Annotated in this window: 39 protein-coding genes; 7 read left to right on the forward strand and 32 right to left on the reverse strand. The window is 62.9% G+C overall.

The genetic code is table 11. The features are described 5' to 3' along the window. The first annotated feature begins 10 nt into the window (after positions 1-10). Positions 11-313 (forward strand): hypothetical protein, encoded by a 303-nt coding sequence (locus tag DQ353_RS00270; protein ID WP_113760811.1) that lies wholly within the window; start codon positions 11-13, stop codon positions 311-313. 773 nt (positions 314-1086) lie between these two features. Here DQ353_RS00270 and DQ353_RS00275 read toward each other — a convergent pair. From DQ353_RS00275 to DQ353_RS21925, 31 genes are all read right to left on the reverse strand, one after another. Next, a complete protein-coding gene (locus tag DQ353_RS00275) occupies positions 1087-1671 on the reverse strand; it encodes a hypothetical protein (RefSeq protein ID WP_146755162.1) in 585 nt (194 codons plus the stop codon). Positions 1672-1877: 206 nt separating this feature from the next. Next, a complete protein-coding gene (locus DQ353_RS00280; RefSeq protein ID WP_113760813.1) occupies positions 1878-2084 on the reverse strand; it encodes a hypothetical protein in 207 nt (68 codons plus the stop codon). Next, the gene (locus DQ353_RS00285; protein ID WP_181578171.1) at positions 2081-2668 is read right to left on the reverse strand and encodes an HNH endonuclease signature motif containing protein; all 588 of its coding nucleotides are present in this window, start codon (positions 2666-2668) and stop codon (positions 2081-2083) included. The genes DQ353_RS00280 and DQ353_RS00285 overlap by 4 nt, the downstream gene beginning before the upstream one ends. 116 nt (positions 2669-2784) lie before the next feature. Further along, positions 2785-3480, reverse strand: coding sequence for a hypothetical protein (locus tag DQ353_RS00290; protein ID WP_113760815.1), 696 nt, complete (start codon positions 3478-3480; stop codon positions 2785-2787). Then, positions 3477-3842 carry a hypothetical protein gene (locus DQ353_RS00295; RefSeq protein WP_113760816.1) on the reverse strand — a complete coding sequence of 122 codons (366 nt, stop codon included), beginning with the start codon at positions 3840-3842 and terminating at the stop codon, positions 3477-3479. Before DQ353_RS00295 ends, DQ353_RS00290 begins: the two co-directional genes overlap by 4 nt. Continuing rightward, positions 3839-4066 carry a hypothetical protein gene (locus DQ353_RS00300; RefSeq protein WP_146755163.1) on the reverse strand — a complete coding sequence of 76 codons (228 nt, stop codon included), beginning with the start codon at positions 4064-4066 and terminating at the stop codon, positions 3839-3841. Before DQ353_RS00300 ends, DQ353_RS00295 begins: the two co-directional genes overlap by 4 nt. 127 nt (positions 4067-4193) lie before the next feature. Next, the gene (locus tag DQ353_RS00305) at positions 4194-4466 is read right to left on the reverse strand and encodes a hypothetical protein (protein ID WP_113760818.1); all 273 of its coding nucleotides are present in this window, start codon (positions 4464-4466) and stop codon (positions 4194-4196) included. Between the two features lie 259 nt (positions 4467-4725). Continuing rightward, the gene (locus DQ353_RS00310) at positions 4726-5007 is read right to left on the reverse strand and encodes a hypothetical protein (RefSeq protein WP_113760819.1); all 282 of its coding nucleotides are present in this window, start codon (positions 5005-5007) and stop codon (positions 4726-4728) included. Positions 5008-5080: 73 nt separating this feature from the next. After that, positions 5081-5500 (reverse strand): ead/Ea22-like family protein, encoded by a 420-nt coding sequence (locus tag DQ353_RS21480; RefSeq protein ID WP_181578172.1) that lies wholly within the window; start codon positions 5498-5500, stop codon positions 5081-5083. Further along, entirely contained in the window at positions 5497-5769 is a 273-nt protein-coding gene (locus DQ353_RS21485) for a hypothetical protein (protein WP_181578173.1), read from the reverse strand. The genes DQ353_RS21480 and DQ353_RS21485 overlap by 4 nt, the downstream gene beginning before the upstream one ends. Further along, complete coding sequence (locus DQ353_RS21490; protein WP_181578174.1) at positions 5766-6128, reverse strand: hypothetical protein; 363 nt, start codon at positions 6126-6128, stop codon at positions 5766-5768. The genes DQ353_RS21485 and DQ353_RS21490 overlap by 4 nt, the downstream gene beginning before the upstream one ends. Next, a complete protein-coding gene (locus tag DQ353_RS00320; RefSeq protein ID WP_113760821.1) occupies positions 6125-6403 on the reverse strand; it encodes a hypothetical protein in 279 nt (92 codons plus the stop codon). The genes DQ353_RS21490 and DQ353_RS00320 overlap by 4 nt, the downstream gene beginning before the upstream one ends. Before the next feature lie 106 nt (positions 6404-6509). Continuing rightward, positions 6510-6725, reverse strand: a complete 216-nt coding sequence (locus tag DQ353_RS00325; protein WP_113760822.1) for a hypothetical protein — start codon at positions 6723-6725, stop codon at positions 6510-6512. Then, complete coding sequence (locus DQ353_RS00330) at positions 6722-7015, reverse strand: hypothetical protein (protein WP_113760823.1); 294 nt, start codon at positions 7013-7015, stop codon at positions 6722-6724. Before DQ353_RS00330 ends, DQ353_RS00325 begins: the two co-directional genes overlap by 4 nt. 86 nt (positions 7016-7101) lie before the next feature. Then, entirely contained in the window at positions 7102-7461 is a 360-nt protein-coding gene (locus DQ353_RS00335; RefSeq protein WP_286166527.1) for a VRR-NUC domain-containing protein, read from the reverse strand. A gap of 744 nt (positions 7462-8205) precedes the next feature. Further along, positions 8206-8745: a hypothetical protein gene (locus DQ353_RS00345; protein WP_113760825.1), complete on the reverse strand. Its 540-nt coding sequence runs from the start codon at positions 8743-8745 to the stop codon at positions 8206-8208. Further along, positions 8745-8948 (reverse strand): hypothetical protein, encoded by a 204-nt coding sequence (locus DQ353_RS00350; protein ID WP_113760826.1) that lies wholly within the window; start codon positions 8946-8948, stop codon positions 8745-8747. Before DQ353_RS00350 ends, DQ353_RS00345 begins: the two co-directional genes overlap by 1 nt. A gap of 2 nt (positions 8949-8950) precedes the next feature. Next, the gene (locus DQ353_RS00355; protein WP_113760827.1) at positions 8951-9208 is read right to left on the reverse strand and encodes a hypothetical protein; all 258 of its coding nucleotides are present in this window, start codon (positions 9206-9208) and stop codon (positions 8951-8953) included. A gap of 838 nt (positions 9209-10046) precedes the next feature. Beyond that, positions 10047-10790, reverse strand: a complete 744-nt coding sequence (locus DQ353_RS00365; protein WP_113760829.1) for a DNA-methyltransferase — start codon at positions 10788-10790, stop codon at positions 10047-10049. A 13-nt stretch (positions 10791-10803) separates the two neighbouring features. Continuing rightward, positions 10804-11091 (reverse strand): hypothetical protein, encoded by a 288-nt coding sequence (locus DQ353_RS00370; RefSeq protein ID WP_113760830.1) that lies wholly within the window; start codon positions 11089-11091, stop codon positions 10804-10806. A gap of 160 nt (positions 11092-11251) precedes the next feature. Continuing rightward, positions 11252-11524, reverse strand: coding sequence for a glutaredoxin domain-containing protein (locus DQ353_RS00375; protein ID WP_113760831.1), 273 nt, complete (start codon positions 11522-11524; stop codon positions 11252-11254). A gap of 78 nt (positions 11525-11602) precedes the next feature. Then, positions 11603-12151: a single-stranded DNA-binding protein gene (gene ssb / locus DQ353_RS00380; protein ID WP_113760832.1), complete on the reverse strand. Its 549-nt coding sequence runs from the start codon at positions 12149-12151 to the stop codon at positions 11603-11605. Positions 12152-12153: 2 nt separating this feature from the next. Continuing rightward, positions 12154-12699 (reverse strand): helix-turn-helix domain-containing protein, encoded by a 546-nt coding sequence (locus DQ353_RS00385; RefSeq protein WP_113760833.1) that lies wholly within the window; start codon positions 12697-12699, stop codon positions 12154-12156. Between the two features lie 2 nt (positions 12700-12701). Next, positions 12702-13928 carry an AAA family ATPase gene (locus DQ353_RS00390; RefSeq protein WP_113760834.1) on the reverse strand — a complete coding sequence of 409 codons (1227 nt, stop codon included), beginning with the start codon at positions 13926-13928 and terminating at the stop codon, positions 12702-12704. A 30-nt stretch (positions 13929-13958) separates the two neighbouring features. Beyond that, entirely contained in the window at positions 13959-14870 is a 912-nt protein-coding gene (locus tag DQ353_RS00395; RefSeq protein ID WP_113760835.1) for a hypothetical protein, read from the reverse strand. Beyond that, positions 14867-15112: a hypothetical protein gene (locus DQ353_RS00400; protein ID WP_113760836.1), complete on the reverse strand. Its 246-nt coding sequence runs from the start codon at positions 15110-15112 to the stop codon at positions 14867-14869. The genes DQ353_RS00395 and DQ353_RS00400 overlap by 4 nt, the downstream gene beginning before the upstream one ends. Continuing rightward, positions 15109-15966: a hypothetical protein gene (locus DQ353_RS00405; protein WP_113760837.1), complete on the reverse strand. Its 858-nt coding sequence runs from the start codon at positions 15964-15966 to the stop codon at positions 15109-15111. The genes DQ353_RS00400 and DQ353_RS00405 overlap by 4 nt, the downstream gene beginning before the upstream one ends. Positions 15967-16191: 225 nt before the next feature. Then, a complete protein-coding gene (locus DQ353_RS00410) occupies positions 16192-16566 on the reverse strand; it encodes a hypothetical protein (RefSeq protein WP_113760838.1) in 375 nt (124 codons plus the stop codon). A 72-nt stretch (positions 16567-16638) separates the two neighbouring features. After that, complete coding sequence (locus tag DQ353_RS21495; RefSeq protein WP_181578175.1) at positions 16639-16794, reverse strand: hypothetical protein; 156 nt, start codon at positions 16792-16794, stop codon at positions 16639-16641. Continuing rightward, entirely contained in the window at positions 16791-17078 is a 288-nt protein-coding gene (locus DQ353_RS00415) for a hypothetical protein (protein ID WP_146755164.1), read from the reverse strand. Before DQ353_RS00415 ends, DQ353_RS21495 begins: the two co-directional genes overlap by 4 nt. Positions 17079-17096: 18 nt before the next feature. After that, complete coding sequence (locus DQ353_RS21925) at positions 17097-17441, reverse strand: helix-turn-helix transcriptional regulator (protein ID WP_220093943.1); 345 nt, start codon at positions 17439-17441, stop codon at positions 17097-17099. A 245-nt stretch (positions 17442-17686) separates the two neighbouring features. On the opposite strand from DQ353_RS21925, the gene DQ353_RS00425 reads away from it, so the two are divergent. Together DQ353_RS00425 and DQ353_RS00430 are read left to right on the forward strand one after the other, a co-directional pair. Then, the gene (locus DQ353_RS00425) at positions 17687-18220 is read left to right on the forward strand and encodes a hypothetical protein (RefSeq protein WP_113760840.1); all 534 of its coding nucleotides are present in this window, start codon (positions 17687-17689) and stop codon (positions 18218-18220) included. A gap of 43 nt (positions 18221-18263) precedes the next feature. Further along, positions 18264-18653, forward strand: coding sequence for an ImmA/IrrE family metallo-endopeptidase (locus DQ353_RS00430; protein ID WP_113760841.1), 390 nt, complete (start codon positions 18264-18266; stop codon positions 18651-18653). On the opposite strand, the gene DQ353_RS00435 is transcribed toward DQ353_RS00430, so the two are convergent. Beyond that, complete coding sequence (locus DQ353_RS00435; protein ID WP_113760842.1) at positions 18650-20041, reverse strand: recombinase family protein; 1392 nt, start codon at positions 20039-20041, stop codon at positions 18650-18652. The genes DQ353_RS00430 and DQ353_RS00435 overlap by 4 nt on opposite strands. On the opposite strand from DQ353_RS00435, the gene DQ353_RS00440 reads away from it, so the two are divergent. The 4 genes from DQ353_RS00440 (at position 20033) to scpB (ending at position 24045) form a co-directional block, all read left to right on the forward strand. Further along, positions 20033-21169, forward strand: coding sequence for a cation:dicarboxylate symporter family transporter (locus DQ353_RS00440; RefSeq protein ID WP_286166528.1), 1137 nt, complete (start codon positions 20033-20035; stop codon positions 21167-21169). The genes DQ353_RS00435 and DQ353_RS00440 overlap by 9 nt on opposite strands. 385 nt (positions 21170-21554) lie before the next feature. Then, positions 21555-22451 (forward strand): ParA family protein, encoded by an 897-nt coding sequence (locus DQ353_RS00445; RefSeq protein ID WP_286166529.1) that lies wholly within the window; start codon positions 21555-21557, stop codon positions 22449-22451. Next, positions 22451-23365, forward strand: a complete 915-nt coding sequence (locus DQ353_RS00450) for a segregation and condensation protein A (RefSeq protein ID WP_113760844.1) — start codon at positions 22451-22453, stop codon at positions 23363-23365. The genes DQ353_RS00445 and DQ353_RS00450 overlap by 1 nt, the downstream gene beginning before the upstream one ends. Continuing rightward, positions 23362-24045 (forward strand): SMC-Scp complex subunit ScpB, encoded by a 684-nt coding sequence (gene scpB / locus DQ353_RS00455; protein ID WP_286166530.1) that lies wholly within the window; start codon positions 23362-23364, stop codon positions 24043-24045. Before DQ353_RS00450 ends, scpB begins: the two co-directional genes overlap by 4 nt. Positions 24046-24048 lie beyond the last annotated feature (3 nt).

The following is a 24048-nucleotide window of genomic DNA, read 5'->3' on the forward strand; positions in this document are numbered from 1 at the left end:
GGGTGTGCCCATGGATGCAAACACGAGATTTTGGAGCGTTGTCCACGTCAGCAGAGATTTATACGCTCTGCAGCACGACGGGGGCAGTGCGGCCCACGACATCGATGTGACATTGAGCGGCCATGCGGTGATCAACGGCAGGAGGGACTGGTCCCACTCGCTTTCGGAAATGAATCCCGGCGACAGGTTGCAATTCAAGCTTGTCAGAGCGATGGGAGTGGCACAGGACCCTCCTGTGATTCATGTCGAATGGCGGACTGTTGTCGACGGGACGGCCTATTTCTCTCGTGCGGACATGCCGGTTCCACGCTGATTGATTTTGACGGCGGCGGGGTCCGCGGTGTGCGCGTGGCATAGCCCGGCGCTTTGTGTTGTGTCGGCTTGTCGCCGCCGTCAATTCTTGAACGGCAGGTTTTTGCCGATTCGTCCGGATCGAACGCCCTGGGGGCTCGCAACCGGAGGGATCGGCAGGATCTTGCCGCAAAGGGTTCGGCGCAGGTGGAAGGCACTGCGCCAAGTTTGAGCCCACGCATTGGGTTTATGTAGGAGTCATGTACCGGTCAACTTGATGCGTGGGCTTTGTCGGCTTGCGGGATTTGAACCCGTATCTCCACCCCGGTGGGTGGTGTTCTGAACCCGTCCAGTAATTTCCAAGCTGTCCCGCTGCAGCAGCGCTTGCGAATATGTGGGGCTCACCAGATTGAACTATCAGCCGTTGATGCCCCGTGCCGGCTCATGTTCCTGCGCGGGGCTATTCAGTTTTTACTGCGGTGCGCTGCCTGGCGGTGCATCAGAAGATCCGGGCAGTGCGTTTCCCTCGGGTGTTCGCGAATGGTTGTTCGATCCGAGGAATTCCGTGGGTGGGGGTTGGCCCTTTACCGGGTCATGGCGTCTTGCCTCGCTTGGATGGGCGGGGTTCGCTCTCCGGCCGGAGTCTGTGCAGCAGACACCAACCCCCACGTGGGGAAGGTCGCCAGTACTTGGGGGTGGCTGGCGGCCTCTTGGGTGAACTCTTAGTTATAGGAGTTCGACCTTGATTTCATCTTAGGTGCACTTACGTAGTTTTGGCAACTGACAATAGGTATGTTACCGCGTGAGGGCAGGTGTTTTGGGCATGGCTTCGAGTACGGCGGCGGGGGATACTCCCTCGGTTCGGGTGTGGAGGTCGCAGACTGGGGCTAGTTTGCCGCGGCGTACCCATGATTTGGCGGTGTCGTATCGGATGTGGATTCCGTAGGCTTTGAGTGCTCGGATGACTTGGGGGAGTGGGGCGATGATGTTCCAGGCGCGGCTGATCTTCTGCTCGATGCGGTCGCGGGCACTGTGGGGTGTGCGGCAGGTGTCGCATCGAGCGTGGTCGTCGCCTTCGCGGCCGATGATCTGGCCGGCACATGGTTCGATCCGGTCGTCTACCCATTGGAGGGTGCCGCACTCTCCCAGCAGCAGTTTGGGCGCTTGGCGGTCGGCAGCGTTGATGACACTGCGTTCCGCGGCTCGGAGTTCCTGCAAGATGGTGTTGGCGTGCTCGTTCCCACGGATGAGGCCGAGGTGAGCGCGGAGGAACATGGCCGCGGTGATCGTGTCCACCGGGGCCGGCTTGCCCTGCGCTTCGCCGATCATCTTCGCCCAGTACCGGATGGTCTCTTGGTATTCCCGCACGTGCCCGCTCATGTCCACCGAGTACGGCAAGCCAGGGGCCTCTTGGCCGCCTCCACCGCCACCGATGGGCGCCGGGGCTACAGCAGTGTTCGTGAGGGTGCCCCCTGCTGTGTTCAGGGTGTCGCGGACCCGGGACAGGATCCGGCGTAAGTCATCGGCCCCCTGATTGCATAGCGTGAGACCCTCCGGCAGCTCGGCCTCACAGTGAGAACAGGGGGTCACTTCTTTTCCTCCCAGTAGACGATGATGTGGTCGTCGTTCGCGGTGACGATTGACGCGTCGTCAAAAGTGTTATCCACTCCCACTTCCTTCATGTCGCGGTCCGCCCATTGCAGAGCTTCGTAAATGTCCTTGCGGTATGCGGGCATTTCTATCCGGTACTCGTGGCGGACGGTGGTCACGGTCTTCATTTCAACACGGCTCATGCTGCCATCCTGTCGATGTCGTTGTGGGTGAAGAGTTCGTTGCGCTTAGCGATGACGGCCTTCTCGGCTTCGCGAATATCGGCGTAGTTCCCGACATAGACAACCCGCCTGTTGTGCGTTATCTGAGCGCGCCAACTATTTCGGCGCGCTTCCCATCTCACGCCTCGGACTCCCGATGTATTGTTTCCCCTCAGCCCCCGCTGATTCTCGGAGTTCTGCTTGCCGGTCGCCATGCGCAGGTGGGAGGGATTCACGCAAAGCGTGTTGTGGCATCGGTGGTCAATCTCCATGCCGACGGGGATGGGCGCATTGTGGATTTCCCATGAGACGCGATGCACGCCGATCATTGCCCTCTTGCCGTTGCGGTAGTGCCCGAAAGTGCCGTAGTTGCCGTTGCGGGAGGGAGATTTCCAGTTCCAGCAGTCCGCTGGGCCGCGGACGTCTACCATTTCCCAGAATCGCTGCTGCCAGGTCTTGAGGTGCACTGTCCCTTTGGCCTTCATGCGCTGGTAGTGCTTTCCGCATAGGCCTTTTGCGAGGTGCTGGCCGTGGCATTCATCGACTGAACAGGTTTTGGGTACCATTGTCGGTAGCCCCTTCCTTGCTAGAACAAGTGAGTGGGTCAGGCCCCGGCGAGTGTTGCAAGCACTCTTCGGGGCTGTCTCAATTCTACCAAAGTTCCTTGTCATTCCGGGGTTTTTCATGCCATTTCGCCGGTCAGTTCGCGCAATGCGTTGGGTACCAGGACGGGAATGAGGGACACCTGATCGGGTGTCAGATTCAGCCCGTCCAATACCTTGCGGATCACGCCGGCCACCGCGCTACCTTGCGACTCGGCAATGCGAACCTTGCGTTCCTCCACACCACTACGCAACGCGGACGTGATCCAGCTTGCGAGCTGATTCTCAGCCTCGCGCAACAGGCGGTACCAGACGCTTACCTCTGCTTTGTAGACCGTCACGTCCACGGGTCCCTCCTGCGCCATTCCTTCGCGGTGCTCGGTCTTGCCCCACACCAGATCGTCGTCTTGCAGGGCCTGGACCTTCCCGCGCAGCCATTGCACCTCGGCGTTCTTGGACCGGATGAGGTTCAGTAGGGTCTCTACTGGGTTCTCCCTTGGAGCATCCGGCGATATCCTCCCGAGGATGCCGCGGGCATTGGCTTCGATGACGCGCTCTTGGGCCTTCGCCTTCACGTGTTTGGCTGCTCCGCCGTGGTTGCCACACCGGGTGCCGCCTTCGATGGGCGGAGCGTGGCAGGGGTTCAAGTCTTTCTTCTTGGCCCCGCAGCGGATCTTCCCGTTGATGGCTTGGCCGGGCGCGTACTTGGGGTCACCCTTCCAGCGTGCGACAGCCGCGGCCACGGTGCCGTCGTCAGTTATGCGTGCTGGCTTCATCCGTCCACTACCTTCCCGGACTGGCCTTGGATGCCCATGCGGTCTGCATAGGCCTTGCTGACGTACAGATATCCGCCCGGCGCGGGGATTGCTACGAACTCGTCTCCGACCTGCCACCTGGGCACATCTTCAGCGGTGACGGTGCAGCTGATGTCTACGCCGGAGTTGAGGTCGGTTCCATGCCATGGCATCGCCTTGATGCGCTTCTCGAAGGCTCTGGACTGGGCTTTCTTCTCTTCAATCTCGATGTAGTGATCCATGAGCTGCTGTTCGCTCTTCCGGTGTGCTGCGCCGACGACGAGCAGGATGACGATGACGGCACCGATGAGTGCCCCGGCGACAAGTGCGGCGAGCGTGCTCATGATGCCTTCCCGGTGATGGTGACGGCGTCGGTGGGCGATAGCAGTACGGCATCCAACGGCCCTGTCTCGCTCTCGCGAATCAGTAGATCGACGGATTCGTCGTAGTGCTTGACTGACACCAGGATTCCCTCATGCCATGTGCCTCCGGTGTTCTGGTCGGCGATGTGCACTTGCTTTCCGAGGTCTACGCCGGAAAGGTACCTGGCTTCACGGGTTACTGGCATGGTTTCTCCTAGGCGTGGGATGGGGCGATTATCGATCATGGGCGTGATTCCTTCTCCTGGCGTGCTTGTTCCCGGCGCTCGGGGTCCCAGCGTTCGACCATGGCGGTGTAGGACGGATGCGGGGCGGTCACTGGGTGGCCGCCCGGGTTTGGAGCCAGTTGCTCATGGCTTGGGCAGCCGTCACGTCGCATTGGACGTCTTGGGCGATGAACTCTTCCAGCGCGTCATGCTCAGCCCACGCGTCCGCGGCTTCGTTGAGTGCGTCCCGGCGCGCAGTGGCACGCACCTCGGCAATAGCCCGGTCGAACTCGTTGCCGTCTGTCACGTGCCCGGTCTGCAAGTATGTGCCGTCGCAGTAGCGGCCACGGATACGGTCAAGGCTCGGCGTCTGGTCACTCATCGTTGCCTCCCGTAGGGGTTAGTCTCACCGTCAAGTAAGAGTCGGTAGCCTTCATTCCACGCTTCTCGTTGCGCGTCCCGGACCACCACGGCCAGTTGCTCGGCAAGATGCTGGTGGTGATCAGCGTTTCCGCCGAACGCGGGAAGGTATGTTGACCGCCAATCGCAGATGCAGCGCACTGCCTTAGAGGGGCCGTGCATCCCGTCGATCCGGTGCATGCGTACCACTTCGGCTAGGCGGGTCGTCAGGTCAGGGGTGGTCATGCCGTCACCAGGAATCCGTCGAAGCGGGGCATGTAGAACTCGCTGAACCCGTGTGTCAGCAGTGCTTCGTCCATTGGGTCGTCGGTGTTCCATCCGGGACGCCACCCCCAGTCGGTGCGGTACTCGAAGCCCAGAGACCCTTCTAGGTTCTCGCCGGTCAGGCTGGCTTCGTGCTCACGTACGGCTTCGTCGGCACTGTGCGCGTCAGACGTGCCGGTCACGATCCAAAGGCCGCCGTCTTCTCCAACGCTCTCAACCTTGATGCTCTCGGTACTCATGATGGTGTCTCCGTTTCGGGGGTGTGGGGGTCGCTTACCAAAGGCTCGGTGGATAGCCTTTGGTATGGGGTGGTTATGGGGTGCCGCTTAATGCGCGAACTGTGGCGCAGTAGTCATCCGGGGCGTTGCCGCAGAACGTGCACCACGCGCCGTGCCCCTGGGGAGACTCTTGCGAGCGACCGTACTTGTCGTAATGCTCGTGCGCGTGCAGCTCCCGCACCGCTGCCACAGCCTTCTCGGCGGCTTCCACGCGGTCGAGTAGGGCTAGTACGGTTGGCGGGTCGAACGCGGCGATGTGGCGGGCGTCGGCCCAGTGCGGGATTTTCTCGTCATCAGCGAACGATGACGCTGACTCAATGGAACGCCACGCCAGTTTGCCCGCTATGGAGATGTGCGATCCGCCAACTGCTGGATTCCACATCTCCCATGGTCCGGGGGTCGCGGCTTCGGCGGTCTTGCGTAGCGCGGTCAGGTCGGGGGTGGGGGTGGTCATGAATCCTCCGTGAGTCGATTGGCGTGGTCGCCTTGGTACTTGCTGATGAATTGTCTGCGCTCTTCGTGGGCGGTGATCCTGTCGAGGATTTCTTGCGCTGCCCACTCGACGTTCTCCTTGTCGGTCGCATCGCCGATTGGGATAATCTCGTTGACCAGAACTGAGAAGAACCACACGCGCTTTCGTAGCTTCACGACCGGCAGTCCAAGCACCGAGCCAATCCGCCAAAAGTGGTTTTCCGGTGGAGTCGGCAAGTTCAGCCCGCTCATGCCGTGCCGCCAAGGTGCAGGACGCGGGCGGGAAGGGCGAGGTCTTGGTCGCGCTCGGGATTCTCGTGGGCGAACTGAATCCACGTTCCGTTATCGTTATGGTCCTTGCCGTCGAGCTTCCGGACGATTCCCACATCGTCCACCGTGACGCTACCGACGGGCAGATTGCGCAGACCCTTAGTGGTGCTCACGGTCAGCGCGGATAGGTACGCGGTCACAGCGGCACGGGCGTTGTCGATGTAGCTCTTCCGCCACGGACCCTTGAGTAACGCCCAAGTCTCAGGTGTGCGGTCCGCTGGGTACGTTGCTATGTAGTTAGCGCACGCAGCCGCTTCGATTGCTTGTTCGTTGAGGTTCATTTGGTGCCTCCGAGGCGGGTGCTGATCTGTTCGGTGAGTTCGTACAGGCGGTCAGTGTCGCCCTGATTGAGTGCGTAGGTGCGTTCGGCTTGCAAGGCGATGGTCCGCTGCTCGTGAGCAAGGGCGTAGGTAGCTTCGGTGTTGCGGGTCAGCTCGGAAAGGATCACGGTTTCGGCGGTGACACCTTCCTCCGCGATGAAGTGATCGTTGATGGTTTCCGAAGTCGCGACCTGCGGCCCCTCATGCACGTGCGGGTTGCCGGGAAGGTTGCTCATGGGATTCTCCGTTCGTGGGTTTCGCAGGTATGGATGAAGCGGGCGAAGAGTAGTCCGGCGAGGACGGATGCGACAGGCCAGATGACCAGGACCCAAACGAGCGCGGTCACGCTGCCACCGCTGCGGCGTGCGCTGCTTCGGCTTGCTCGAGCAACGTGCCGGCCCGAACCATGCTCTCGATGGCGGCTTGCACGTCCGCGCCCTGCTGGAATGCTGCTCGGTCAACTTCCATGGCAGCGGAGCGGATGGCACGACGGGCAGCGATCACGCCACGGTAAGCACGCTCGGCGGCCAGGGCAGGTGGTGTGTGGGTGATGCTCATTTGGCGACCTCGATGATCTTGGTGAACGCGATCCGGTCGGTCCATGAGTACCCGGTTTCCACGGAGACCGTCTTCGCGTTCACTCGAACGACTTTGAACCAGCCGAGGTTGGTCTTTACGGCACGGGATCCGGGAATGGTTGCGGGGTCTACTGGTGCCGGCTGTGGTGTGGCCTTGGCGGCGGCATACGCTGCGTCGCGCTCGGCTTTGATGGTGGCTACAGCGTGGTCGACGCTGGCCTCTGTGGCTTTGGTCCGGCGACGGTATGCCGTCACGGTATCTCGCTTCATGGTTCCCTCCTAGGTTGGTGGCCCGTCCCCGGGCCTCTGCTGCTGTCTACAAATCTACCTACTGATAGGCGGCAAGTCAACCACCGTTACGCGGCGCGCTGGGCAGACTTCAACTCCGCCACAATCCGACCGGACAACAGATCAGCCGGCCGCCACACGCCAGCATCCTGGCCACACGCGGTCAGCGCGTCCAGCCACGCCTGCTGGTCCGGTGTCACCTTCCCGACCGTTCGCTTCAATTCCCGGTACAGGATCCGCTTATCTCGGCTCGAAACCATGACCAAATCAGGGAAGCCAGGGGCACTGCGCTGGCTGTTCCAGGTGTGGTAGACAAGCTCGAATCCGTGGAACTTCGCCAACTGGATCACCCGCGTCTGAAATGGTTTCTCCAGCATGGCCAGCACGCCTCGGGCCACAACATCGGTTCTTTGGGGTGCTGCTGTCATCCTGAGGCCTCCGGGGGTGTTGGGTGGGGGATTGCTCGTCCCGGGTCTTTCTCGTCCGGCAGATCGCCGCCTGTGACTGGGTGCGGTGGGTTCACCAAGGCAGGGTCGGCCCGAACACGGTTCGGTCGGGGACTACGTCCCGGGGTCACCGTAGGTGTGGTGCGTTTCCCGATCATCGATTCGGTTCTGTCGCCGGCCAGCACATCGGCCCGGCAGGATCGGCAGTTGTGGGCGGGTTCGGTGTCGTGGTCTCCGCAGGGTCGGGCCTTGGGTGCTTCGTGGCCGTCGGGTGCGGTGGTGGTCCAGTGGCGGCCGTGCTCGGGGTAAACGTTCGGGGTCCGCTTCGCCGGGGTGCCGTCGGCATTCGTTTCGGTGGCGTATGCGGCGAGGGCTCGGATGCAGTGACCAAAGTCTGCTGCGGGGAACCCTTCGGATTCGTTGGCTCGGATCAGGACGGTGCCTGGCTTGTTGGGGATCCAGTCGGGGCGCATGGCCAGCATCATTTGTGTGAGGCGTTGGCCTTGCTGGTCGGTGAGTTTCATGATCATCCTCGAATCAAATTTGTTTGCGGCGGGCGTTGCTCGGGTCTTGGGCTTTGGTCGCCGCCGCTGCGCTTTTTCGGTTGCCGCTGGTGAGTTAAGTTCTTAGAAGACCGCCGCGGTGAATGGTGAATGGTGTCTAGGTGAGAGGTGTTAAGGTGTGCGGCATCCCTTGGCCGATGGGTTTGCCCTCCCGAATTGATGGCTAGAACGGTGGGTCATCGGTTGGCGTGGTCGATGGGTTGTTGGATGGGTTCTCCGATGGGTTTGCCGATGCCTTTCCGGATGGGTCAATGGCGCGTTTCTGCATGACATCGGCGAGGAATTCCCATGACCCCCACGATGGGTTCTCCGCGTGCAGCCGGTGCAGCTCGTGGACGATGATTCCCTTGAGTTCCCGGGAGCCGGTGGAGGTGTACGCCTTGGCCACGGCGGCGCCCATGTTCTTCTGCTTGAGCAGCCCGTCGCTGCGCATGAAGCTGCGCACCAGGATTTCTTCGGTGCCGTCGTCGATGATGATGTAGCGCTTGGCCTGGAGGACGTTGGCGGCCAGTTCGATGTCCTCGAGGGTGATGTCTGCTGCCTTCTGCGTGATCTTTTTCGGCCGCCAGTCCATGACTCCCGCGTAGGACAGGTCCGCCTGGGTGATGAGGTGCTGGTAGAGCCACTGCTCATTCACGGCCAGGTCGAGGAAGTCGTCGTCGTCCCAGATGGCCACGAGAATCTGGGCGAATTTGCGGGCCACTAGTTCCCGTCCTTGGGGAACCATGCGTCGGTGATGATTTCGCGGATCTTCTCAGATTCGGGATGCTCGTTATCGGCGTAGTCGATCAGCAAGTTGAATGCTAGGCGTATCTTGTAGTCGTTGTCTGGCGTGTGTTCGCCTGCAGTCTCGAGGTTGATGACTGCCCAGTTGTATCCAGCGATGAAGTCATCGTTCCAGTCCATGGCTAGTTGCCTCCTGTGTAGCGGGCGACGACTTCGAGGCCGTTGGAGTATGCGTCGTATTCGCCGGCGGGCCGGAATGCTGCCCTGACGCCTTGGCGGATCTGGTAGGCCGCGGATGCTGCGGCGGTGGTGTTTGGGGCGCTGCGGACGACTGCCCACACGCCCGGGTTTTCTTTGAGGTGCTTGGCTACCTCGAGGTAGGAGCGACGGTCGCGGTTGACGGTCGGCCCGGGGCGGTACTGGAATGGCTGTGTATTCACAACGATGTCCCTTCTTTGAACGTATGTCTCAATAATACCATTGATAAACGGCAAAACGCCGTGTGTTGCTAGGTAAAGTGGGCGCAGCCTTGTAGCCGCGCCCACCAGTTCACAGCCCTGTCGGTTTCGTTTTGCCTTCGACGTCACGGGTCCAGTGAACTCCGCCGGCGTGCTCGTAGTAGCGCACCCTGGAACGGTCGCCGTTCTCTTGCATGACTTCTCAGTGGATGCGTTTGGCGTCTTCCCGGGTCGGGCTCCACACCTTGGCGCAATACTTGTCAGGGCACACGGGCCTGGGGGAGCGGTGCGGAGCACGGCGGGCTGGTTGTGCGCTCATGCTGCAATCCTTTCGCTCATGGGTACGTATCGGTTGCTTGCTTCTTTGGCTTCTGCGAGTTTGCAGGGGTAGCAGAGAGTTTCGCCGCGGTTGCGGTGCCGCATTGCTCCGGGCTTGGTGCCACATTCCGCGATGGCCCGGCGCCGGCGGCCGGTGAACTGGTGCCCGTTGCGGTCGGCTTCGTACTTGGCCACTGCATCCAGGCAGGGGTCGCAGGCGTACTCTCCGGCGCGTAGGTGCCGGTCATAAGCGCCGATGGTCCCGCATGGGTGCAGTTCCCGGGGTGGGCCGCCACGCTTCCGGTCTCGGTACGCTTTGGCGTCTGCGGCGCGGCGTGCCTTGCATTTGGCGCAGGCTTCCTCGCCTGCGTTGCGGTGCCTGTCGTACCCGCCAGGGGAGCCGCATAAGGCGACCTTCCGGCCGTTGCGTGGTTGCCGGGTGATGGTCGTCGGCTCTTCCCGCTTCGTGCCCTTGTACATGTACGTCATGTTGGTGCCCCTGTTAGAAAAGTAACTCTCGGACTTGTGGCCTGATCTGTGTTTCGAACGCGGTCACGAACGTTTTGTTGATTTCGAACCCGAAAGACTTCCGGCCCAAATTCTCCGCAGCGAGTAGCGTTACGCCCGACCCGGCACAAGGGTCAATAACCACGTCGCCAGGATCGGTGAACGTTTCGATCAGCCGACCGATGACGCCTATCGGCTTCTGGGTGGGGTGTACTTTCGGCGTGATGCTGTCGCGCTGCCAGTCCATGCAGTTCATGACCATGCGGCCCTTGTTACGGAACTTCGGCAATTTGTCCCGGTAGAGGATGATCGCGTACTCGGTGTTTCCCACTACGCGCATATTCGCTTTCATCACCTGGGGTGAGAAGTTCTTGCGGAACACGAGGTTGATGTAGTTCTTGTATCCGTATTTCTTGCCTTCATCGATGACCTGCATCTGCTGTTCGAAGGCGCAGAATACGATCATGCATCCAGCGTCGTTCTTTTCCTTGGGCTCTTTCTTGAGCATGCGGCTGGTGAAGTGCATGAATTCCGGGATGTTGAAGTTTTCGTCTGTGTCGAAGAATCTCTTGCCGGCAAGCTTCGATTCGCCGTTTGAGTTGTCGCCGCCTTCATACCATTGCGGGTTTGACCCGTAGGCGTCAGTGCCGATGTTGTAGGGAATGTCAGCGATTATGAGTTGCGCGGGTGGCAAGTTGTACCGCTTATGGTTTTGGAAGTTGTCATGGTGAAGTTTCATGAGTGGTCCTTTGCTATGCTGCGAGGCGTTCGGCGGGTCGGTAGGTTTCAGCGACCAGCAGTGCCAGGCGGGCTTCTTTCACGGCCGCGGCTTCCGGCCAGCGGCGGGCCGCCCAAGCCCGCTCCCGCTCGTACTCTTCCCGGAACGCCGCGGTGTTGAACGCTGGCCACTGGTCGGTGTTCTTCGGCAGCATCCGGCGGAACCTTTCGAGGCGGGCGAGCTCGTACTCGAGGAAGTTGACGCGAGCATTGGCGTGGATCAGTTTCGCTGTTGGTGTTTGCCCGTGCACGTAGGGCTTCATGACTCGGCCCTCGCGTTCTGCAGCTCGACGGCCAGCAGGGTTTCCATGGTTGGTTTCCAGCCGCGCTGCCCTCGGTCGCGGATAACCTCGACATGGCACGCGCAATTCTGCTTCTTCGCGCAGCTGTACGGCGTCCAGCAACAAGACCGCTTGCACGCGCTCATGCCGCGGCGGCTTCCGGTGCGCAGAACTCTTCGAGAAGATCAGGCCGGAATCCGTACCAATGCATTTCGTTGGACGTGTCCCCGTCAACATTCACGACGACCACCGGCGCCCCCATGTAGCCGAGAGCCTTGACCGCGGCCAGGTCGCCTCCGTTCTCCGGGAGGCTGATATCGATTGCCGTGTAGGGTGTGCCAGCGCGGTCTAGGAACTTCTTCGTCATGTCGCACTGGCGGCATTCGGGCTTCGTGTAAAGGGTCGTTGTTGCCATGATGTTCTCCTGTTTTTGGGTATGAAAATGGGGCCCGCCCGTTGACGGGCCCCCGATTACTGGGTGATGCGGTGGAGCTTAGAAGGGTGGTTCCTGGCCGCCGGCGGGTGCTCCGGTTCCCCAGCCGCCCGCGGTGCTGGTCGCGGGAGCGTTCCATGCCCCTGCGCTGGATCCGCCGTCAGGTGTCCATGACCCATTGGTTGCCGTGCCGCCGAACCCACCACCGTTCCCGCCGCCGCGGTTCGCTGCGCCTTCGCCATTGCCACGGGCCGTGCGCGTGACCTTGGCCGATGCCCAGCGGAGATCCGGTCCGATTGCTTCGACCTTCGCCTCCGTGACCGTCCGCTTCTCCCCGTCCTTGTCGTAGGACCTGGATTCGAGTTCCACGAATGCGAGCACGGCCATGCCCTTGGTCAGCGTCTCCGCGATATTTTCGGCCAGCTCGCGCCATGCCGAGCACCGCCAGAAGATGGCGTCCTTGTCCTTCCATTCGTTCGTGTTCTTGTCGAACGTCCTGGCGTTTGCGGCGATGGTGAAGTTGACGACGGCGGAGCCGGACGGGGTAAATCTCAACTCGGGGTCACCGACCATTCGCCCACGGATCGTCATCATCTGTTCGTTTGCCATGGTTATGCGGCCTTCCTGTACTGGTTTCGTTTTGCTTCAATGGGGCCGCCAACTTCTGGCCACCTGAGTCCGCGGACGATCATGCTGATCTGCCCATCGGAGACGCCGAACTGCTCGGCGAGGTCGATCTGTCGAGCGCCGCGGGCCCGGCGCTCTCGAATGAGGACGACTTCCGCGTCGGACAGCTTCCCGCTCCGTGCCGCCCGGCCCCGTTGGACCATGTCGTCGACGTTGGACTTTCGCGTGTCGAACCGGAGGTGTCCCGGGTTTACGCAGGGCGGGTTATCGCATGAGTGGCAGGTCTCGAGAGATTCGTGGCGCTTCTCCCCGGTGGTGAAGGATAGGGCCAGCTCGTGCGCCCGGCGGTTTCGGCCTCGGTAGAAGAACTCCCCGTAGCCGTTTCCGTCCAGGCTTCCGGCCCAGATCCAGCAACCTTCATCGGAGCGCTTCACATTCGCCCAGAACCGGGATACCGCTACGGCTTCTTCCAGCTCCGGGTGCGGGTCGGCCGTGACTTTCCGGCGCCGCGGAGCATCGATACCCGCCATGATTAGGCCACCTTTCCGTCTTCGATGGTCCAACCAAATTCGCCGGACTCGTCGACGAATTCTGCCCAGATCTGCCAGTTGTGCTCGTCGCCCAACGCTTCGAGTTCGGCGAGCCCTTCGCTGTCCAAGTCATTGCCGTTCGGGACGGTCATGACGCGCAGTTCCGGGTCGGATGCGATGATGAGGCGGGCCGCGGCCAGGGTTCGTTCACGGGTGGAGCCCTTGCGGAATGGGCGACCGTTCAGCAGGACGCCTTCCTCGTCGAATGTCATGCCCTCCACCGGGAAGTCGGCGGCAGCGAGCCCGTCGGCCTTCCGCTTGTCCAGGCCTTCGATCTGCGCGGTCATCTGCAGGGCCTGGTCCTGGGTGACGTCCAACTGGAACTGCAGCTGCGCCTTTTCCTTGGCGACCCGCACCATGGCGTTGGTGTCCTCCGCGTTGGCCATGCGCAATCGCAGGTCGTCCACATCGAGCAACGGTTGGTGTGAGTCGATGACGGCGCGGAGACTCGTGGCGTCCTCCAAGACGGTCTGACGCTGGCGTTGCAGTTCTGCGATCTGCCGATCAAGTTCGTCCAGTCGTCGCCCGTGCTGCTCGAGTCCCTGGATGTCCGCCTGCTGTGCGCGTTCCAGGGCTTCGGCGGCCCGGATTTCCTCGGCCAGCGCGGCCACAGAGGTTTCCTCCGCCGGCAGATCCTCGGGGAGCTCCAAGAACCGGCTGATCTGTGCGGTGAGTTCCTTCACCTTGTGGTTTATGAACGTCCGCTTCTCAAAAATCCCGGCACGTTCCGCGGACAGTTCGGACGGGTTGAAGTCCAGCTTCACGATGTCGAGGACCGCGGCCAGCTGCTTCTTGTCGTCCATGAGGTCGAAGACGCCGGTGCTCATCCCGAACGCGCCCAGCATCCCGGACAGGGTGGCCTGGGAAACCTTGGACCCGTCCTTGGCCTTGGCCGTGAGCGAGGATGAACCGTCCGCCTTGTACTTGCGGATCAACGTTAGGCCGTTGTCCAGGACGTTGACGACCTCCGCGGTCTTTTGGCCGTCGCGGACCGGGCGGGGCACGTCGCGTTTGCTATGTCCCATGAACGTTGCTTCGAGGCCCTCCAAGACGGAAGTCTTGCCTTGGGCGTTGCGGCCGCTGATGGCCACGAGTGCGCCGTGAGGTGCGATCTGCACCCATTCGAGGCGCTGGAAGTCGGTGAAGGTTGCTTCGGTGGTTTTCGTCATGAGGGTCAGACTCCTATGATTGTGGGTTGGTTAGGCTGCGGTGCCGGCGGATGCGATGGCATCGAGCACGTCTTGTGGTTCGCCAGCGGCGGCTGCCTGGCCGTAGAGAGTGCGCAGCCCCGCCTTGTCGCCGGCCAGACGCGTGATTTCGTCGAAGTAGTTGACCTCGAGGGCCGCCGGGGTGCCCTCGTCCGGGAGTTCCCCGGTCTCGGTGTCCACGTTCTCTTCGGGCTCGTCCGCTGGCTCGGGGGCGCTGTTGACGACGCTGGGGACCGTCGGTGCGGGGGCGGCGGCCCGGGCCCGGGTGACCTTGCGGGTGGCCGGCTTCGCCGCTGGGGCGGCCGGGGTGGGCTGGTTGATTTCGCCCATGTCGTCCAGTTCGATTTCCTCGGCGCTGTACGCGGCCACACCGGTGAGTACGTCCGGGGCGATGACGCGGCAGGCTTCGGCCAAAGCCTTGGCGGTGAGCATGCCGATGGGGTCCGACTGGTACTTCTTATTGCTGGTGTACCCCGCGAGCTTGGCCCGCTCGATGGTCCAGGTGAATTCCTGCCAGCGTTCCTGGCCGCGGCGGCGGGCCTGCACGGTGACGCTGCCGGATTCGGCATTGGTGCGGATGACTTCGTGGCCTTCACGCATGACCAGGGCGGCCATGGTCCGGGCGTACAGGGCCGGGCGGCCCTGGACAACGAAGATGTTCGCCAGTGCGTTCATCGGGTCGAGGCCGAGGGACTTGCCGGTGAGGATCGCGGCGGCCGCGGCGTCCGGCTTGCCCCGAAAGTCCTTGGGTACGAAGTCGGTGCCGCACAGTGCGGTGCCGAGTGCATGAGCGGCGGACAGCTCGGCGGCCCATTCCTGCAGCTGCACAGTGCCAGCGGTAGAGGTGAAGGACGACATGGGAGCAAGTGCTCCGGGAGCGGGGGTGGTGGCCAGTTCAGTCATGAGGTGGGTTCCTTTTCGGTGAGTGCTTTGTACGGTGCGCCGTAGCGGCTGATGATGTCGGCGCGCATGATGGTCAGGTGTTTGATGAGGTCGTCCACTGCATCGATGGGGAGCAGCACCTCGTGGCCGAGAAATTGGCCTGCGTCGCGTTCTCTGTCGGTGTCGAGTGCGATCATGTGGTCTTCGTAGAAGAGATGCAGGGACTCGCGGCGGATCGGGTCGAAGTAGCTGTAGACACTCATGCAGCCACGTCCAACACTTGGCCCGGCGCCACGAGGGGCTCGGTGATGAACGCTTCGCGCTGCTTGGTGGTCTTGTGGATGTAGGCGGCGGTGAGGAACATCTGGAACTGCTGGTCGATTTGCTCGGGGGAGTCGGCCAGCTGGTAAAGGCTGGTGCCCAGCGGCTTGTCCCCGTACCGGGCGTTCACGCCTTCCCTGTCCATGGGCGTCACATGCGCCACATAGGTGGCCGCGACCTTGGGCAGTGGGTGTTCGTCGCCTTCGAGGCCGTAGAACTCGGCCCGTGAGTAGGCCGCGTTCTGCAATGCGGTTTCCCCGTAGACGTACTTCGAGGTTTTGAGGTCGATCATCACCGGCTTCCCATTGGCCAGGAACGGGCTGGTGCAGATCATGTCCAGCGTTCCTGAGTACCAGTGGGTGCGGTTCCCGACGCTCATCTCGGTGTGGATGACGGTGATCTGCCATGCCTCGAGGAAGGCCACGTAGCCTTCGATGAATCCGGCCAGATCCTCCGGGACGTCGACCTCGCCGTGGTTGGCGACGATTTCGGCGTAGTGGTGGACTTCGGTGCCGCGTTCTCCGGCGCTGTCGCGTTCCTTGGTGGGGATCGACTTCAATTCCCGGATGGCGTGGTCTCGGTTCCCGGCCAGCAGGGCGTCTAGCTCTGGACGGTTCGCCGGGTCGGTGACCCACTCGGCTACGATGCGCGGGGCCCAGGCGATCAGGGCCGGCTTTGGGATGCCGCCGCCGATCAGGGTGGTGACGCCGGTGACGGGCTTCCCGTCGAGCTGGTAGCGGTGGCCGTTGTGGGTGAACTTGAGTCCGCGAGCTGGGGGCTTCGTTTTGGTGGTCATGCTGCTTTCGATTCCTCTCCGTGGATGGGGCACTGGTCGTTGATGGGATCAAGCTGGGCTTTGCGTTCCCACCCGGGGCAGTCCCCGGACGGGCACCGGCACTCACTCACAGCGCACCGGCTAGGACGATGAAGCCGACCATGCCGAGGTACACGCCCAAGGTTCCGCCGAGCACCTGCAAGACGAACAACACGTCCCGGCCACGCTGGGTAAGCACCAGGCCCTTCATGCCGCCACCGCCAAAGCTGGCATGGGAGCGGGCACGAACCGGGACCAAAGGATCTGCCGGCACTTCTCACTGATCAAGTCGTCGCAGCCGGCCAGGTAGTCGGACTTCGCCGGGGCGTACTCCGGGTCGCCTACACGCCAGCCGAGGTTCGCCCGGTCATCCTCACAAACGGCCTTCCGCTCGATTTCCTCGAGCAGTTCCTCAAGGTCCGATTCGCGGGCCTCCACCTGCAGCGCGTTGGACAGCTCACGGACCAGCCGCGCCCAGCAGTCACCCTCCGAGAGGAAGCCGTGCTCTGCGTAGTAAGCGCGGACCTCACTGGTCAAGGTCACCGCCGCCGCCATGTAGACCGGATTCTGTAGAACGTTCATTGGTATACTCACTTTCAGAAATTGATTTCGGTTGGGCCTGCACGCTTCTCAAGGGAGTGCGGGCCCAATTTTTTATGCGGCAACCGGCAGTGCCGTGGTCTCCGTCGGGACGAACTCCCACCCCTTCGGCAGGAGGATCCTCGAGCTGACTGCACATTGGGCTGCGGTCATGGGCGGAGCTTTCCGGGCAATGTGGTCCACGTAGGCCCAGTACTCGTCCTCGGTCATGCCACTAGCCTCAGCTGCTGTTCTGGGATGCCCACCCAGGTGTACTGGTGGCCGCCGTTGCGGGACTTGGCCCTTGACGTGTTGTCGGCGACCTTCGTGATCAGGCCACGCTTTGCCGCTCCGATGAAGACTCCGCCTTCCATTCCGGGACGTGGTGCCGGCCGCATGGCTTCCCGCAAGTCGTCCGCGTTGAACCTGCGCCCGTCCGCGGCCCATCGTTCGATGAGGTCCGTGGCGTCCTGCTTCCACGTGGTGTCCAGTTCAAGAGCCATTGGTGTTGCCATGTCGGCGTGTCCTTTCGGTTAGGCGGCGCGTGCCATCTGAGACAAGGGAATTTGCCGCTTCTTAGACGGTGCAGTGGGCAGGAAGATCAGCTTGAGCGGGACGTTGAGGACCTCCGCAATGCGTTCGGCTGTTGCCGGTTCGCAGGTGGTGCGGCGTCCGCTGGTCAGGTGGTTGATGAAGCTGGGGTGAACCCCGATCCTGTCGGCCAGGCCGCGCTGCGTCATTTTGTGCGGCATGGGTTGCCCCTTTTTGTGGGCTTCGATGTCGTCTTGGGTGATCAAGAATTCTCGGAAGTTTTCCTTCGAAATGAGCCGCATGTAGGTGCCTTTCGTCCAGCGGGGCTTTTTGTTCCAGGGGGCCATGGTGATTTCCTCTCTCGGGGTGGTAGGCGGGTATCCGCCGTCTGCTGCCCTTTCAGTATTGCCTACTGATAGGCGGCGTGTCAACTGCTGTCGCACGTCAACTTGCCAAGTGGCATAAGGCGTCCCCGGTGGAAGGCGTGTTATTTGGTAGGCACCTGCATAGAATCAAGGGTGCCGCCTACCGGTAGGCAACGTGACGCCCTGCTCCATTGACCACCCTTGAAGCCCACGGAAAGCTCGGAGACATGACCAGCAACAAGCAAGCACCCGACTTCCAAACGCTCGTCCTGCAGCACAAGGGCGACCGCTCCTACGAAACAATCGCCAAACTCGCCGGCGGCCTACCCAAAGCGAAAGCCCTCCAAGCTATCGTCCAAAAAGGTTTCACCCGGATGCCCAACCCCGAAACCTTCGAAGGCCTATCCCGGGCACTCAACGTCCGGAAACGTGACCTCGTGCTCGCCGCGGCCCGAACCCTCGGCATAGATGTCGGCGACGACGACCAGGGCGACCTCATCCTGGTGGGCGCCAAGCGCCTCCCACTCGCCTCGCAAGACCTGCTCGTAGCCATGTCCCGGGAAATGCAAGCGTGGATGGATGGCAGGCACGCCGAGGCCGCCCCGGAAGACTCCGCAGACGCCCCGGCCACCATCGACCCGGACGACGCCGCAAATTACGACCTCGCAGCACACCCGCCGTTCGAAACCGACCGTGACCGATTCAACAAAGAACACGGGTCAACCGGCGAAGAAAACCAGGACCCCGAAGACACAAAGTAACTCCGATGTCGTAAACGTCCGGGGCCTCCGATAGCTTGCAGCCATGCTAGAGATACCTCCCGGAGTTCGCGTCATCTGGCGCCGGCCACGCCCTGACATACCCGCCGCCACCAATGGCACCGACAAGGTCTGGGTAGACCCCGCGCTCTCCCAAACCGAAATCCGGTGCTCACTTGCGCACGAGCTCGTCCACCTGGAACGCGGGCACGTCGGTCACCAGCCGCCAGCCATCGAAAAAGAGGTCCGATACGAGGCCTCCCGCCGCCTCATTAGCATCACCCAACTTCGAGCGGCAGCCGCCTGGGCACAGTCAAGAGCGGACCTACGTGACGAACTGCACGTTACCGACATGGTCCTGCTGGATCGGCTCTCCTGCATCACCGATGACGAGCTGCTAATCCTGCAGCACGCCACCAGCCACCACGCGACCTAAGTCAACCAGTGCACATCCACGAACCGGGGATCGAACGCCGGTGGCAAACCTTTCGGCACCGGCAGGATCGTGACGCTCATATAGAGGCGCACCATTGAGCGCTTCTGGGCCCACTCCAGCGAGTCCCACTCTTTGCGTAGGTCAGGGGCACCAAGGAGCCGTTCAAGAACGGGGGAGGCCCCCGGGTGGTAAAGTTCCCGCTCCGCCGCCTGCAACCGATCCTTCGTGACAGAGTTCGCCTCACGGAATTGCAGAGGCGTCATGACATCATCCGCGAGAAGGAGAGCATACTCATCCAGCTTGGCGCGCAGAGAATCCACTTTCGATCGAAGCGCCTCGACATCCTTCCCCGAACCTTTGTGGACCACCTGGGCGGCATCCGGGAGGGACATTCGGTGCAGCAGGAGGTCGGTGACGAACTTGTCCACGTATTCGACTCGGCGGCCCATATGCTTTCCGGTCGCGCACCGGTACGTGTTGATTTTCTTGGCCGGGGTGCCGACTGCTGCGGTGATCATCTTTGACCCGTCGTTGCATCGCCCGCACAGGGCGAGCCCGGCCAGCAGCCACCGGCCTTTGGTGGACGAGTTCAGCCGGCGGCCGGGAGCTGTCAGGATCGCCTTCACGGTGGAGAACTTATCTTCACTGATGATGGCCGGGAACGCATCGGTTTTCACGACTTCGCCACGGTAGATGCTGGCCCCGTAGTTCTTCTCTCGCAAGAGGATGGCACGCAACTGCAGGGTGGTGAATGTGTTTCCGCGGGTGGTCTTGAGGCTGCGGGCTTCCCAGTCGCGGACGATGCTGGCCAGCGTGTGGCCCTCGAGGACCATGTCGTAGGCGCGGCGCACCGCATCGGCCTCGACGGGCTCGAGCTCCTGGGCTCCGGCTTGGTACCCGAAGGGGCGGGGCCCGCCGCGCCATTTCCCTTGCTCGGCGGCCTGCTGCTCTTGCCTTACGAGTCGGTCGGATTTGTGCGCGGACTCATACCGGGCGATCTGGCCAAGCATTCCGGCGCGCAGCATCCCTTCGGGCGTGGCGAGGTCGACCTCTCCACCCTTCACGGTGTGCGTGCGGACTCCTTGCGCCTGGCACACGTGGATGTACTCTTCCAGCTCCATGGGGCGCCGATGGAGGCGGTCGGAGTGCCATGCGAGGACTCCGTCGAAGGTTCCGTCGCGGAGGCCTTGGAGTAGCTGCGTGTAGCCGGGGCGCTTGCGTCCGGAGTATGCGCTGCGGTCATTGTCGATGATGACGGTCGCAACGCCCCAGCCGAGCTTGGTTGCGAGGGCTTCGCAGTCCTCCTGTTGGCGGGTGACGCCGAGGCCTTCGCCGCCGGGATCGGAACTGATTCGGCAGTAAATGACGGCGTTCTTCGCGTGCTTCATCCCTATAGTGTACGAGCAACGTTCACCCCGGTCATCTTCTGCACCATCGTCTTGGGCATCGGCTCGATCGCCAAGGCCGCCACGGTCGGCAAGGTCGGCGGCCTGGCTCTGCTCTACTTCATCACCATGTCCACCTTCGCCCTGGCCATCGGCCTGTTCGTCGGCAACCTGATCCACCCCGGGGCAGGCCTGAAGCTGGAGAGGTACGAGAGTGCCGGCGCCGGCGGCGGCAACGCCACCGTGGACTTCCTGCTCGAAATGATCCCGGGCGACATCCCGGTGCTGCCCACCCTGGTCCTGGCCCTGTTCGTCGGCTTCGCCCTGCAGTCCATGGGCAAGAGCGGCGAGCCGGTGCTTGGCGCCATCAAGCACATCCAGGCCGTGGTCTTCCGCCTGATGATGATGATCATGTGGATTGCCCCGATCGGCGCCTTCGGTGCCATCGCCGCGGTCGTCGGTGCCACCGGCTGGGCCGCCATCGGCTCCATGGCGATCCTCATGGGCGCCTTCTACGCCACCTGCGCCCTGTTCATCGTGGTCATCCTCGGCTCGCTGCTGCGCGCAGTGACCGGGCTGAACATCTTCTCGCTGCTGAAGTACCTGGCCCGCGAGTACCTGCTGATCTTCTCCACCTCGTCTTCCGAGTCGGCGCTGCCGCGGCTGATCGCCAAGATGGAACACGTGGGGGTCTCCAAGCCGGTCGTGGGCATCACCGTGCCCACCGGTTACTCCTTCAACCTTGACGGCACCGCCATCTACCTGACCATGAGCGCACTGTTCGTCTCCACCGCCATGGGCATGCCGATGAACCTGGGCGAGCAGATCTCCCTGCTGGTCTTCATGATCATTGCCTCCAAGGGCGCCGCCGGGGTCACCGGCGCCGGCCTGGCCACGCTGGCCGCCGGCCTGCAGTCGCACCGCCCGGAACTGCTCGACGGCATGGGCGTGATCGTGGGCATCGACAAGTTCATGTCCGAGGCCCGCGCGCTGACCAACTTCACCGGCAACGCCGTGGCCACGCTGCTGATCGGCAAGTGGACCAAGGAAATCGACATGGAGCAGGCCCGCGCCGTGCTCGCCGGGGATCGTCCCTTCGACGAGCTCTCGTTGACCGCCAACGAGCACTAGGCGGCGCGAGACCTCCGCACGATTCTCCGCACGAACGCCAGGGACCCGCAGGCCGGGAACCCTGGCGTTCACCCGTTTGGCGCAGGAAGCCCGCGACCCCGAAGATTTGCCGGGACACGGATTCTGCAAGCAGGTCCTCCGGTGCGAGGGCGCGGCAACACGCGCTCCGAGCACCTGGGCCTTCGGGCCCCCACCCTGGCCTGGGCGAGGGACGGGAGCCGATGCCTATGCCGACCCCGGGAAACGCCCCGCACCCAACATTGGACTTCAACTTCAAGGTAAAGGCTCGCCGTGACCCCGATGGGGCAAAGCCCGGCGCGAAACCTATACCCTTGAAACAAACAGTCAACCAAATCGCACAACGAACGGAAGCGTGGTTCATACCGTGAGCGAGGAACAGGGCAACAAGTCGCGAGGCGCGGGTTTGCTCAAGGAGCCGACCCCCTTGGGACCCACGGGTCGCCCGATGACGATTTTCCCCGACCCTTTGCCCCTGGAATCCCACGGCCCGGCCCGCGTGATCGCCATGGTCAACCAGAAGGGCGGGGTCGGCAAGACGACCTCCACCATCAACCTGGCCGCGGCGCTGGCCGAATACGGCCGCAAGGTGCTGCTGGTCGACTTCGACCCGCAGGGCGCACTGTCAGCCGGCTTCGGGACAAACCCGCACGAGCTGGACGTCACCGTCTACAACGTGCTGATGGACCGCAAGACCACGATCCGTGACGCCATCATCACCACCGACGTGGAAAACGTCGATTTGCTGCCGGCCAACATCGACCTCTCGGCCGCCGAGGTCCAGCTGGTCAACGAGGTCGCCCGAGAACAGGTCCTCGAACGCGCGCTGCGCTCGGTCACCGACGACTACGACATCGTGCTCATCGACTGCCAGCCGTCCCTGGGACTGCTCACCGTCAACGCGTTGACCGCCGCCCACGGCGTGATCATCCCGTTGACCGCGGAGTTCTTCGCGCTGCGCGCCGTGGCCCTGCTGGTGGAAACCATCGAGAAGGTCCAGGACCGGTTGAACCCGGCACTGTCCATCGACGGGGTGCTGGCCACGATGTACGATCCGCGCACGCTGCACGGCCGCGAGGTCGTGGGCCGGCTGGTGGAGGCGTTCGGGGACACCGTCTTCGAGACCGTGATCCGCCGGACCATCAAGTTCGCCGACGCCAACGTGGCGGCCGAACCGATCACGTCGTACGCGACCAACCACCCCGGTGCCGAGGCCTACCGCCAGCTGGCCAAGGAACTGATCGCCCGTGGCGGCGCCCCGTAATGACGGCACCCGCCGCCGACCCCCTGGCCACCGCGCCGGTCCCCGAGAAGGAACCGGCCGGTGGCTTTCGGGTTTCGCTGGAAAATTTCACCGGGCCCTTCGACCTGTTGCTCTCGCTGATCGCCAAGCGCGAGCTGGACATCACCCAGATCGCCATGGCCGAGGTCACCGACGAGTTCATTGCCTACCTCAAGGCCCTTCAAGCCCGCGGAGGTGCCAAGGCGCTGGATGAGACCACCGAGTTCCTGGTCATCGCCTCCACGCTGCTGGACCTGAAGGCCGCCCGCCTGCTGCCGAACACCGACGCCGAGTCCGACGAGGACATGGCGCTGCTCGAAGCCCGCGACCTGCTCTTCGCCCGGCTGCTGCAGTACAAGGCGTTCAAGCACGCCGCCGGCTGGATCTCCGAAAAACTGCTCGACGAGGCCTCCAGCTTCCCGCGCCAGGCAGGGCTCGAGGCGCACTTCGCCGCACTGCTGCCGGAGCTGCTCTTCAAGACGACCCCGGGGGAGCTGGCACAACTGGCCGTCGCGGCCCTGTCGCCCAAGGCCCCCGAGCCCACCGAGGTCGGCATCGCGCACCTGCACGGCGGCAACGTGTCGGTGCGCGAGCAGGCCGCCATCCTGGCGGCGATGCTCAAGGAACGCGGGACACTGGTCTTCGGCGAGCTGGTCGCGGACGCCGCCAGCCACCTGGTGGTCGTCGCCCGATTCCTAGCCCTGCTGGAAATGTACCGCGAGCGGGTCATCGCCTTTTCGCAGGACGCCCCGCTCCAGGAACTGGCCGTGCGCTGGCTGGAGGCCGACACCGACTGGGATCCGGCCGCGCTGCACGAGGAATACGGACCCGGGCCCGGCCCCGAATCCGAGACATCCGCCACGTTGGCACCACCCGCACAGGGGGAAAACCCATGAACGAACCCGTCACCGCCGCGGCCGCGGCACACCCCGCGGCCGCGGCCCCGGTACCGCCGCGGGAGGCCTCCGAGGGCCAAGGCGCCGTTGATTCGCTGCCCGGGGGACTGGAGGCGGGCATCGAGGCGGTGCTGATGGTCATCGACGAACCGATCTCCGCCGGCCACCTCGCCGGCGTGCTCGAGGTCGGTGAGGAACGCGTCACAGCGGCCCTGGAAAAGCTGCGGGCACAGTATGATGGTGGGGATACACCACGCGGTTTTGAGCTGCGTGAATTGGCCGGCGGTTGGCGCATCTTCTCCCGACGTGAATTTGCTCCCTTCGTTTCACGCTTCGTCATCGACGGCCAAACGGCAAGACTTACCCAGGCAGCGCTGGAAACTTTGGCAGTGATCGCCTACCGGCAACCGGTCTCCCGCGGCAGGATCGCGGCGATTCGCGGGGTCAACGTCGATTCGGTGGTGCGCACCTTACTCACGCGCGGGCTGATCCACGAAGCACCCGACGACGGTGAAAGTGGTGCCACGTTGTATCAGACCACCTCGTACTTTCTGGAAAGATTGGGACTGGGCAGTATCTCCGAGCTGCCCAGGATCTCCCCGCATCTTCCCGGAGTGGGTGACATCGACGACTACGACGTTGATTCGCCCTGGCAATCGGCGAACCACGAAACAACATAAGGA

Source organism: Arthrobacter sp. AQ5-05 (assembly GCF_003287975.1).
Lineage (GTDB): Bacteria > Actinomycetota > Actinomycetes > Actinomycetales > Micrococcaceae > Paeniglutamicibacter.